Origin of the sequence: Microcoleus sp. B3-A4 (assembly GCF_036705385.1) — a bacterium.
In the GTDB taxonomy this organism is placed as follows: Bacteria; Cyanobacteriota; Cyanobacteriia; order Cyanobacteriales; family Microcoleaceae; genus Microcoleus.
In genome coordinates this window covers 71,872-84,376 of record NZ_JAUBUI010000021.1, presented here as the reverse complement: position 1 = coordinate 84,376, position 12,505 = coordinate 71,872, and the positions used below count along the sequence as shown (strand labels likewise).

5 protein-coding genes are annotated in these 12,505 nt (G+C 45.8%); 2 read left to right on the top strand and 3 right to left on the bottom strand.

Annotation, left to right across the window (positions count from 1 at the left end):
- A partial coding sequence (locus QUB33_RS11605; protein WP_333350490.1) for a calcium-binding protein occupies positions 1-1,467 on the top strand: 1,467 nt, incomplete at its 5' end.
- A 246-nt stretch (positions 1,468-1,713) separates the two neighbouring features.
- Here the strand turns inward: QUB33_RS11605 and QUB33_RS11600 are convergent.
- The 3 genes from QUB33_RS11600 to QUB33_RS11590 all read right to left on the bottom strand — a co-directional run bounded on the left by QUB33_RS11600 (position 1,714) and on the right by QUB33_RS11590 (position 10,291).
- Positions 1,714-5,295 (bottom strand): WD40 domain-containing protein, encoded by a 3,582-nt coding sequence (locus QUB33_RS11600; RefSeq protein WP_333350488.1) that lies wholly within the window; start codon positions 5,293-5,295, stop codon positions 1,714-1,716.
- 27 nt (positions 5,296-5,322) lie between these two features.
- Positions 5,323-8,853 (bottom strand): AAA-like domain-containing protein, encoded by a 3,531-nt coding sequence (locus QUB33_RS11595; protein WP_333350486.1) that lies wholly within the window; start codon positions 8,851-8,853, stop codon positions 5,323-5,325.
- A gap of 115 nt (positions 8,854-8,968) precedes the next feature.
- Positions 8,969-10,291 carry an AAA-like domain-containing protein gene (locus QUB33_RS11590; protein ID WP_333350484.1) on the bottom strand — a complete coding sequence of 441 codons (1,323 nt, stop codon included), beginning with the start codon at positions 10,289-10,291 and terminating at the stop codon, positions 8,969-8,971.
- Between the two features lie 577 nt (positions 10,292-10,868).
- Here QUB33_RS11590 and QUB33_RS11585 point away from each other — a divergent pair.
- The gene (locus tag QUB33_RS11585; protein WP_333350482.1) at positions 10,869-12,431 is read left to right on the top strand and encodes an ATP-binding protein; all 1,563 of its coding nucleotides are present in this window, start codon (positions 10,869-10,871) and stop codon (positions 12,429-12,431) included.
- The last annotated feature ends 74 nt before the right edge of the window (positions 12,432-12,505 follow it).

Genomic DNA, 12,505 nt, shown 5'->3' with positions numbered 1-12,505 from the left:
AATAATCTGCAATTTCCTAATAAACTCACGACGGGCGATCCTAACGACAATAATGTTACGGCAAATGTGACGATCGCAGACCCGAAACTCGGCCCTTTGGAAAATATTAACGGGGCTTTCGTTTTGCCGCTGCTAACAGGAAGTCCGGCAATTGATACCGGTACTGGTGCGGGCGCGCCGGCTGCGGATCAGCGCGGTGTGAGCCGCCCTCAAGATGGTGATAATAACGGAAGTGCGATCGTTGATATTGGCGCTTACGAATTTAACGCTACAGTCACGCCAACTCCGACTCCGACGCCGACTCCAACTGAGACTCCCACACCAACTCCCACACCAACTCCCACGCCAACTCCCACGCCAACTCCCACACCCGAACCCACACCAACTCCCACACCCGAACCCACACCGACACCCACACCGGAACCGACTCCGACTCCCACACCGGAACCGACTCCGCCGACTCCCACTCCGACGCCCACACCAACTCCGGTCGCAGATGATTGCCTACTCGATAGCCTCAACGCCCCCCAACTCGACCCTGCCAGTATCACACCCAACCCCGTCCAACAAACTATTAACGGCGGCGACAGTACCGATTTCATCATGGGAGGCGGCATCAACGACTCGATTAATGGACTTGCCGGCAACGATACTCTCTACGGTATGGGCGGCAATGACAACATTGACGGTGGCGCAGATAACGATTCAATCTTTGGCAATGAAGGCACCGATTACATCTCTGGCGGTGCTGGCAACGATACCATCTACGCTGGTAAAGATCCTGACACTGTTGTCGGCGCCGATGGCGAGGACTTGTTGAGGGGAGATCTCGGCAATGATACAGTTGCCGGCGGGCTGGGCAACGACAGTATTTTTGGCGGTAAAGATGACGATATCTTGCTGGGTGAAGATGGCGATGACTACATTTTAGGCAACTTAGGAAATGACACAATTAATGCCGGAAACGGCAACGATATTGCCTTTGGCAATGAAGGTGCAGACCTGATTTTTGGAGACTTGGGAAATGACACGCTCAACGGCGGCAAAGAAAACGACAGTCTCGATGGCGGTGAGGGCAACGACTTGCTCTTCGGTGGCAATGAAAACGATGTGCTCTGTGGCGACATCGGTAGCGATAGCCTCTACGGAGGCAAAGGTAATGATATTCTCAGCGGTGGCAGCGGTTCCGATTTCCTTTCCGGGGATGTTGGGGACGATACATTGACGGGAGGTTCGGGAAATGATGTATTTGTCCTAAATCAAAGTTTGGGTAGCGACATCATTAATGATTTCCGCAGGGGAGAGGATTTATTTGGGTTAAATCCTGGTTTGAGTTTCAATCAACTCAGTATTACTTCCAGCAACAATCAGACTTTGATTACTGTGACGGACACCAATCAATTGTTGGCGAAGCTTAACGGTATTACCCCCGGTATTCTCACCGCTAGCGATTTCATTACTCTGTAGTTATTATAATTAAATCCGGTGTGGCTATACCCTCAATCATTCTGCGTATCCTTCGGCGGTTTCAACCGCTACTAAACAAACGAAGTCCGCCTCTGCAGACTGAGAGATAAAGGGAGTAGTTAAGCCGGATTTAGTATTATAGTATATTTGACTAAAAAGTAGCCAAGCATGATAAATATCCTCTAATCTTAGGATGCTCTAGCCCAGACCTATTAATCTATTATTCCTAATAAAGCGGACTTGATATTATTCCGTTTTAAGACGATCGCACAAATGTCTATCCTCCTCCTTCACATCGGCATTTGTCCCCAGATAATCCCGCACCCAGTCGCATCCATACTGGAGAAAATCGAGCTGGAAAATTCGCTCTAAATTCCACACAATTGCTGTGGTATCCTGACTGGCTGAAGCGACTAACTTCCCATCAGGGCTAAATGTCACTCCGAACACCCCATCGCTATGTCCTTTTAAAGTTTCAAGCTCTTGACCATCCTCCCTCCAAAGTTTGACAGTGCCGTCAAAGCTTGCTGAGGCGATCGCCTTTCCATCGGGGCTAAATGCCACTGAGAATACCCCATTTTTGTGTCCCTTTAAGGCTCTAATTTCTGTACCATCCAACCGCCAAAGTCTCACCGTGCTATCCATACCTGCTGAAGCGAGAGTCTTGCCGTCAGGGCTAAATGCCACTCCCGCCACCTGACGGCGATGGCTTGTTAAAGTGTGTAGAAGCTTGTAGCTGGGCTTTTCAGAGGCGATCGCATTATCCCACTGCCAAAGTTTGATAGTGCCGTCCACACTACCAGAGGCAATGAGCTTTCCATCGGGGCTAAATGCCACTGCGTTAATGTAATCGGTATGTCCTTTGAGAGTTGCCAATTGGGTGCCGTCAATCCTCCAGACTTTGACCGTTTTGTCCTCACCCGCCGAGGCGAGTGACTGCCCATTTGGATGGAAATCAACCGCGAAGACTCTGCCTTGATGTCCGGTGAAAGTCTGGAGTAACGTGCCATCCAGTTGCCACAACCGTACAGTGCTGTCATAACCGCCTGTAGCAATCGTGTCTCCTTTTGGGCTGAAATCTACTCCGAAAACTTTATCAGCTTGTTTGGGGAAAGTGCGAATTAAACTACCATCAAGCCGCCAAAGTTTAACGGTATTGTCACGACTGGCGGTGGCAATTGTCTTACCATCAGGACTAAATTTTATGGTGTAAATCGATGCTTGATGTCCGTTAAGAGTCTTGAGCAAACTGTCATCAAGCTTCCAAAGTGCGATCGGGCCATCCCAACTGGATGAGGCAAAGATTTGCCCGTCAGGACTCCAAGCCAATCCAGAGACGACATCCTTGGCGACTAGCAGGGTTTTTACCAGAGTCCCGTCAAGCTGCCACAGTTTGACTGTTCTGTCTAGACTTCCCGAGGCAAGCAAAGCAGCTTGAGGGTTAAAAGCGATTTTGGTCACGGCATCGCTGTGTCCAGTTAGGGTTTTGACTAAAGTTCCATCAACGTGCCAAAGTTTGACCGTTTTATCCGCACTCGCCGAGGCAATAAGATATTCTGAAGGGCTGTTGGCGTAGCCTGCGCTTGGCGCATAGGCAACATTCATAACTCTATCCGTATGTCCGGTGAGGGTTCCAATCAGTTTACCCTCTGCATTCCAGAGTTTGATGGTTCGATCTTTAGAAGCTGATGCAATAGTTTGACTGTCCGGGCTAAAGGCAACGCTGTTAACTTCATCTGTATGTCCGGTGAGAGTTCTGTGCAGTTTGCCGTCTGTACTCCAGAGTTTAACTGTTTTATCTTTAGAAGCGGAAGCAATAATCTGATTGTTAGGAGCGATCGCGACTTGTGTAACGTTATCGGTATGTCCTTTTAAGGTCTGCCACAAGGTATAACTCGGCTTGACCTTTGGTAAATTTGTACTATTTTTGCGCCAAAGTTTGACTGTTTTATCCCCAGAAGCAGAAGCAATTAGATCGCCTCTGGGGTTAAATACCACTCCCCAAACTGCATTGTTGTGTCCTTGAAGCATTCCTAGTTTTGTACCGTCTTTCTTCCAAAGATCGATGGTTTTATCGGCAGAAGCTGAGGCTATGAGTTCCCCATCAGGACTGAATGTTACATCATTAACCACATTGTCATGCCCCGATAAATGATTATAGTCAACTGCTCCATAAACAGCTTGATGGAGAGCTTCTTTAACTGAGCGTTCTATCTCTGGGTCTACACCACCTAACTTTTGCAGTTGTCGCTTTCCTCTGATTGCCTCTATGAATGCGTCTAATTTTTGATTTGAGGCGAATAAGGCTTCGGAAGATTTGGCGATCGCCTTGATTTCGCTGACAGCACTTTGCCGATACTGAAAATACACCGCTAGCCCCAATGCACAGGCGATAATTAATGCTATACTTACTACAAAAAGCAAAAACCTTTGCCGCCTAGAACTTTTTTTCTCTACAGCTAGTCTTTTTTGTTGTTCTGTTAGTCTGGCTTCAATTTCTTTAGCCCGCTCTGCTTCCAATCCTACCTGCATTTCTCTTCGGTCTAATTCTTCAGAAGCCCCTAAAAATTGATAATCTAAGTCACTCAAACTTTTACCCTGGGCCCAAGCTTGAGCATTTTTCAATGCCTCTCCGCGCAAGAGTCTGGATTTATCGGTCTGCTTGGAAGTTATCCAAGCATCAAAGGCTTGAGAGTATGGACGCAAGGAAGCGAGATTTTTTTCTACCCATTTTTTGTTAAATACTTCTTGATAAATGGGGTTTCTTACCTGTAAAAAACCCTGGTATTTTACTACCAAACCAGACAGCAATAGTTCTACCTGTTCTCGCGAGTCATCGGTGGGTACTTCCACTCCTTGTAAGATTTTTTGATAGATGCCTAGTAGTCTTCCAGCACGTTGCTCATTTCTCAAAATGCGATCGCGGATCGTCTTTAAATGCTCTGGCTCATCTTGAGATTCCCAATTCTGGACGATCTGCGATCGTACCAGCGATTCCACAAAAAATCCCTCTGTTCCCGGTGGAATTGTCAGCACGTCACTGTGAGATTCTCGCGCGGCTATTACTATCAATTGACACAGCTTTTGGCTCAGAAATGGTTGCCCATAAGTCCAAGCTAATATTGCTTTGATAATTGCCTCGGCATTACTGACTACACTATCTAACCCTTTAGTTAAAGGAGAGGCTTCTTCCCAGGAAAACCCGTGCAAATCTACTGATTGTCCGATATTAAAAGGTGTCCGATTTTTATCGGCGATTAAATCGCTGGGTGTAGCTACTCCGAAAATCGCGAAGGTAATCCGATTGTATGCGGGATTGAGGGCTCGTTGGTTGTAACAATAACGAATCAAGGCGAAAAAGTCATCGACGGGAAAATCTAAGCTTAAAATACTATCAATCTCATCGACAAATATAATAATTCGATTCTCGGGAAATCGGGCTAATAAAATCTCTTCAATAAATTGACTCAATCTTTGCAGGAGAGAAACTTCTTCTTGTTCTTGCCACCAGGTTTTTAAATTGACTTTTCCTACAAGATGGAAACTGCGCCACAAATCCCCAACGATTCCTTTATACCACTGTAAAGGAGTGATATTTTCACTGCCGATGCGGGTCATGTCGATCGCACTGCATAGAAATCCTTCGGCTTGCAGTCGGTGCAGGGTGCGAACGAGAAGGGAAGATTTGCCCATTTGTCGCGAATTGAGGACGTAGCAAAACTCGCCTCGTTTTAAGGCTTGATAAAGTTCGATATCTGCTTGTCGTTCGACATAGGTAGGCGCATCAGTTGTGAGACTGCCACCAATTTGGTAAGAGTAATCTTTCATAATTGATAGTTAATTGTTTCGGATAATTTAGCGATCGCCCACTCGATCGCACAAATGTCTATCCTCCTCCTTCACATCGGCATTTGTCCGCAGATAATCCCGCACCCAATTGCAACCAAACACCAGCGGGTCTGTATTGAGAATTTGCTTTATGTTCCACAAAATCGCCGTTTGGTCGTGGCTGGCGGAGACAAGGAAAGTGCCGTCGGGACTGAAGGAAACTCCTGTCACCGCACCTCTATGCCCCGTGAGCGTCGTTAGCAAGATGCCGTTAGAGTTCCAAAGTTTCACCGTATTATCATGACTTGCCGTAGCAATGATTTCACCATCCGGGCTAAAGGAAACTCCCATCACTCCCTGTGTGTGACCTTTGAGCGTTCTCCGCAGCAGTGCTTTCTGAGGAACTGAGGTGTCTGAGGGATCTAATTTCCAGAGTTTGACGGTGCCATCTGTACTGGCTGAAGCTAGAGTCTTGCCGTCGGGACTGAAACTGACCCCCGTAGTCAGAGCCTGATGGGCATCAATCGCCTGCAACAAAGTGCCATCGGGCTTCCAGATAGCTACAGTACCACTGCTACCGACGGCGGCTAAAGCTTTTCCATCAGGGCTAAAGGCTACATCCCAGAGGGCGCTGCCATCTAGCTTGAGAGTTCGTAGTAACACACCGTCTGGCTGCCAGAGTTTCACCGTGCCGTCTGAGCTTGCGGTGGCAATAATTTTACCGTCCGGACTCCAAGTAATTCCGTAAACTACACCTTTGTGGGCGTTGATTTCTCCCAGGAATCTGCCATCGGGCTGCCAGAGTTTAACTGTTTTTTCGCCCCCCACAGCAATGACTTTACCATCAGGACTGAATGCCACATCCCAAAGCTCTCCTGTGCCCTCCTGAAGCGTCTTGAGCAATGTGCCATCTGGCCGCCAAAGTTTCATGATGCCGTCCAGACTTACAGTGGCGACGATTTTTCCGTCAGGAGCGAAATCAGCCACATAAACAACAGCGTCGTGACCTTGCAGGCCCAACAGAAAAATGTTTTTCGGCTGCCAAAGTTTGACAGCATTTCCTACACCCAGCGAAGCAATGAAAGTGCCGTCAGGACTGAAATCGAGATCCCACACGGCACCGCGATGCCCTGCAAAAGTTCTGAGCTCTTTGCCGTCAAAGCTCCAAAATTTGATGGTTAGATCGGCGCTGGCTGAGGCGATAATCTGACCGTCGAAACTGAAATCTAGACTCATAACCATAGATGCGTGACCCTTAAGGGTTCGTAGGGGCTGTAACTCTTCGGCTGACGGAGCATTGGAAGGCCAAAGTTTAACAGTTTTATCCATGCTGGCGGAGGCAAATATCTCGCCGTCAGGACTGAACTCGATATCCCAAATGGCAGCGCTATGGCCTTGAAACGTTCTCCGTAACTTTACCGAGGTCCAGAATGCGCCGTCTTTTTTCCACAATCGGATCGTGCCGTCCCCGCTTCCGCTAACGAGCATTTCCCCGTCGGGACTAAAGCTAAGACTCCTCACCGCATCGGTGCGATCGAGAATGGTTAATAAAACCCCATTTTTGTCCCAGAGTTTAACGGTGTTATTCTCACCGGATGCGGCTAAAATCTCGCCATCTGGGCTGAAGGCCAGACTCGGAAACTCGGTACTGTTTCCCTCAAGGGTGTGTAGGAGTTTGGGGCTCTGCCAAGAAGTTCCCTGTTGCTGCCAAACTTTAACTGTGCCATCTCCAATGGCACCAGCGAGGAGTTTACTGTCGGGGCTAAAAGCCATCCTCCATACCATATGCTTGTGGGGAAGAGTCGCAACAAGGGTGCCATCTGGCTGCCAGAGTTTGACATCGCTGTCTAAACTTACTGAGGCAATGGTCCGAGCGTCGGGACTGATTGCTAATCTATACGCTGTCGCCTGATGTCCTGACAAGCGGTTGAACTCCGAAGCACCATAAACTGCCTGCTCTAGTAATAATTGCACGCGATTTTCTAGTTCGGGATTTGCGCTGCCGAGTTGTTGCAGTTTGCCCTTGGCTTTGATGGCAGCAATGAGGCTGTCTAATTTTTGCTCTAAGGTGAAGAGGGCTTCGGATGAGGTGGCGATCGCTTCGATTTCGCTCAAGGTAGCATGGCGATATTGCCCATAAGCTGTCGTTCCGAGAAAGAGGGCGATCGCTAATGCCAAAGAGAGTGCAGCAATAAACCACTTTTGCCGTCTGGCATTTTTTTCGACTTCTTTTAACCTTTCTGCTTCTAAGGTCAGTTGCATTTCTTGCTTGTCGAGTTCGGCGCTAGCTGCTAAAAACTGATAGTCTAAATCGCTCAAACTTTTTCCCTGCATCCAGATTTGAGCATCTTTTAAGGCTTGTCCCCTCAAACAGCGCGAATCATCTGTTTGTTTGGCAGCAATCCAAGCATCGAAAGATTGGGAATAAGGACGCAGTTGCCCTAAGTGTTTCTCTACCCATTCTCTATTAAATACTTCTTGATAAATTCTGTTTTTTCCCTGCAAACAGCCTTGCTTTTTTACCACTAAACCCGATAGCAATAATTCGGTTTGTTCTCGGCTGTCATCGGTTGGTACTTCCACACTTTGCAATATTTGCTGGTAAATGCCTAGCAATCTTCCGGCGCGCTGTTCGTCACGGAGAATGCGATCGCGTATCGTTTTCAGATGCTCTGGTTCGTCTTGCGATTCCCAGTTAGTGACGATGCGCGATCGCACCAAACTATCCACCCAAAATCCCTCTGTTCCCGGGGGAATATTTACTAATCCGTCCGCCGTTTCCCGGCTGGCTCTATAGGCAAAATAGCAAATTTTCTGGGTGAGAAATGGCTGTCCTGAACTCCAAGCTAATATTTGTTTGAGAACGGCATGAGGATTACTGACGACCGTCTCTAATCCTTTAACTAATAGTTGGGCTTCCTGCTGTTCAAAACCGTGCAAATCTATAGCCTGACCGATATTAAAAGGAGTTCGATTTTTGTCAGCAATTAAATCGCTCGGGGTAGCTACTCCAAAGATAGCAAAAGTAATGCGGTTATACTCGGGATTAATCGCTCGCTGATTGTAGCAAAACCGAATCAGGGCGAAAAAATCATCCACAGGGAAATCCAAACTGAGAATGCTATCGATTTCATCGATGAATATAAAAATGCGCTCTTGGGGAAATTGAACCAGTAGAATATCTTCTATAAAATGACTCAATCTTTGCAGTAACGAGACATCTTCTGAGTCGCGCCACCAGGTTTTAAGATTAACTTGCCCTAAAAGATTGAAGCCGCGCCACAACTCCGCGACCATTCCTTTATACCACTGTAAAGGAGTAATGTTTTCGCTACCGATGCGAGTCATGTCGATCGCGCTGCATAGAAATCCTTCGGCTTGCAGTCGGTGCAGGGTGCGAACGAGAAGGGAAGATTTGCCCATCTGTCGGGAGTTGAGGACGTAGCAAAACTCGCCTCGTTTTAAGGCTTCATAAAGTTGGATATCTGCTTGTCGTTCGACATAGGTAGGCGCATCAGTTGTGAGACTGCCACCAATTTGGTATGTAACCTTGGTCATGCCGTTTATGGATTAATTTAAATGTAAGTATTTAGTGAGTTTATTGAGAGGTGAGGATGTGGTGCGATCGCTTAATTCTCAAATAATTTACGCAAATAAACTCTCAAACCTCGCTCTAAATAAAGTTGTGCGAAGCAAAATATAGGCGATACAACTCACAGCTCAGCGTACAGCGGTTATTATCGATATGAATCAGCCCCATACTAACTAATTTAGAAGCTACTATCGGATCTAATTCCACTCCGCGTTCCGATTTTACCACTTGTTTAAGTGCAACCGCAAGTTCGGGATACTCTTGGAATGTCACCCAAAAACTCCGCAAGTAATCTTTATAAATTCCGGCTATGGTGGGAGCTTCTTGTAGTAGCCGATCTAGCGTTAAACTGTTTTGACAGAGGTGGTAAAGAGCTAGCCGAACCAGATAAGGATGTCCCCCCACCATTGCCATGAGTCGATCGGCATCGGAACCCTCTGTCCAATCCAGTCCGTGACGCTGGGCTAAAGCAAGTATCTGCTCTTCTGTAAAATAGGGCAATTGCAGTGGTAAACCGACATTAAAAGGCGATTCAGTGAGCTTTAAAGGAATATAAATTTCTGTGGAGTGAAGAACGATTAACCGCAGTTTCCCTAAAGTTGCAATCCGCTTTGCTTCTTCATGCCAGCTTCGTAGCAGCGGCAAAAATTCTCGGGCAATTTTTGGATATTCAAAAATTATATTTACTTCATTTAAAGCTAACACAAGAGGGGTACTTATTTCTGCTAATACATATTGTTGCAAATAGATGGTACAGCTTACTTTACTACCCATGTCTTCATCCCAATAATCATCCAATAAAGGTGGTAATTCTAGGTGACGGCTGATGTTGGCACAAAACCAGCGTAAAAATTTATCTATATTGGCTAAGACAGCATCCTCGGCTTGCTGAAAATCTAAACTTACAGTTCGATAGTCAAGAGAAGTCGCGCGCTCTAAAATCCGTAGCAGAAGGGAACTTTTTCCCATCTTCCTGGGAGCTTTAATCCGCAGCACACTTCCGGGTTTAGTAATCTCTCGATAAGCGAGTTCTTCAATTAGCGGATGAGGGATATAAAATGGCGAACCGAGGGGCACGGGAGAGCCGGGAAATTCTAAAGGTGTGGCTAGGCACTGGCTGCGGGTGAATGCTTCAATTAATTCTCGTTCCTCTGCGGTCAGGGAACGTGATTCTACACAAGAGCGAAAATTTGATTTGGTAATAGATGTCTGCAAGATTTGAGAGAGAGATTGCCACAAAGACGAGGCGATGTTTCTCAGGTAATGCTCTCCGTAATGAGAGGTAGAGGCGATGCTGGTATAAGTCTTTCCTTCCCAAACTTGGCGGAGTATGATTTCTTGTACGGGACATAAATCTTTTTGCGATCGCACACGAGTTAGCTGTAGTACCTCATCTATCGTCATAACCGGCAATTACCATATAAGTGTATCGTTGATATTATCACTTATGATTGACTCTAAAGCCGATCCCCTATTTGATTGCGACACGATTCTGTCGCGAAATTTCTCAGGGACTAGCTGGTCCAATCTGTTAAATCTCACCGCAGCGCACCAATATCAATAAAGGATTCATGAGTCACTGAGCGCTCTAACCCAATTTCAAGAGCTGCTAGCGGGGTTTTTCAGGTAGCAGTGTTCAGTTTTTCTCGCTCGTATGCCCAAATGTCATGCAGGTGTCACATTTGGTCGTGAAGGCACAATTTAAAGATGTGACAGTTGAGATTGCTAAAGTTTAGTTAATTTATGCTAATTTAATTAAAGCTATTTTCAGGTATCTGCATCTCCTCATCACAAGTGCGTTGACATGGCTAAGGTTTAGTTAATTTATGCTAATTTAATTAAAGTTATTTTCAGGTATCTGCATCTCCCGATCGCAAGTGTTAAGCACAAAACCCTAATTCTTCTTTTTGTGGAAGCAGGTTTTTTAACTCTACTGTAATTCCTCAAAAAATCTTATAAAATCAGAGGATTGATACCGCAAATGGCTCATACAATGTTTTCAAATTATTTTATTCCTCACGGTCATTGCTACTTGTGGAAGCCGGGATTAGTGGGGCTACACATTTTGTCCGATGGTTTGATTGCCGTGGCTTATTTTTTGATACCGATCACGCTGATTTATATTGTCAAAAAGCGGCAAGACGTGCCTTTTGACTGGGTTTTCATGCTGTTTGGCTCTTTTATTATCTGCTGCGGCATTACCCATATTATGGAAATATGGACGCTGTGGCATCCTAATTATTGGTTCTCTGGTTTTCTTAAAGGGATTACGGCGCTGATTTCGCTATCTACAGCAGCAGTGCTAGTGGAACTAATTCCAAAAATCTTGGCTATTCCCAGTCCCGCTCAATTGGCGGTGGCAAATGTAGCTTTACAAAATGAGATTGGCGATCGCAAACAAGCTCAAGAAGCACTCTCGGAATTAATGCTAGAATTGGAAAAACGGGTGATAGAGAGGACGCTCGCTTTAGAATCCACTAATGAACTTTTGCTACAGGAAAATCGCGATCGCTCTTTGGCTGAAAATTCATTGCGGCACTCGGAAGCTAAACTGCGAGAACAAACTCAGCATTTAGAGAACGCTCTGCAACAACTTAAAGGCGCTCAAACTCAACTGGTGCAAACTGAAAAAATGTCTTCTTTGGGGCAAATGGTAGCTGGGGTTGCTCACGAAATCAATAACCCTGTTAACTTCATTTATGGCAATCTGATTCCTGCGGAGGAATACATTAAAGAACTTGTGGAATTGATTAAGGCTTATCAAGTTTATTACCCCACTCCTGCACCGGAAATTGCAGACAAGATTCACACTATCGAACTCGATTTTATTTTAAAAGACCTGCAAAAACTTTTTGGTTCGATGAAAATTGGAGCAGAGCGAATTAGGGAAATTGTTAAGTCTTTACGAACTTTTTCCCGATTAGACGAAGCCGACATGAAAAAAGTAAATATTCATGAAGGACTCGATAGCACTTTAATGATTTTGCAGCACCGCTTGAAAGAACAACCAAACCGTCCGCCTATCCAAGTGATTAAAGAGTATGGAGATTTGCCAGAATTGGAATGCTACGCTGGACAGCTTAACCAGGTATTTATGAATATTTGTTCTAATGCTATTGATGCTTTAGAACAGATTGTACAGCAGGGATATTCGACCAACGGCTATTGGGAAAATAATTTCTCTGACTACTTACAAAATGCCTATTGCCCACTGCTAAAAATTCGCATCCGCACGCTTTTAGTTGATGGCAAGTGGGTGCAGATTCACATTGCTGATAATGGGACGGGCATAGATTATGATGCGATCGCTAAAATTTACGATCCGTTTTATACGACGAAACCAATCGGTGCTGGTACCGGGCTGGGTTTGGCAATTTCTTATCAGATTATTCAAGCCCATCAAGGTTATTTGCGCTGCACTTCCGAGGTTGGGAGAGGTACTGAGTTTATCATTGAAATTCCTTTGCGATCGCAATTGGGCGAGCGCCACCTACTGCCAAAGCAAGCTGTTATGAACAAGCTGGGTTTAGGCGTTAATAAATAATGCTGAATCCAGCTACAATTTTCGGTTTATTTTATTTTTGGCCTAACTTAGGCATCATCTAATCCCTATTATCT

What these genes read in the sequence shown, in the direction of transcription:
- QUB33_RS11590 (WP_333350484.1), bottom strand. Translation starts at nt 10,291, where the DNA reads ATGACGATAGATGAGGTACTACAGCTAACTCGTGTGCGATCGCAAAAA.
- QUB33_RS11585 (WP_333350482.1), top strand. Translation starts at nt 10,869, where the DNA reads ATGGCTCATACAATGTTTTCAAATTATTTTATTCCTCACGGTCATTGC.
- QUB33_RS11595 (WP_333350486.1), bottom strand. Translation starts at nt 8,853, where the DNA reads ATGACCAAGGTTACATACCAAATTGGTGGCAGTCTCACAACTGATGCG.
- QUB33_RS11600 (WP_333350488.1), bottom strand. Translation starts at nt 5,295, where the DNA reads ATGAAAGATTACTCTTACCAAATTGGTGGCAGTCTCACAACTGATGCG.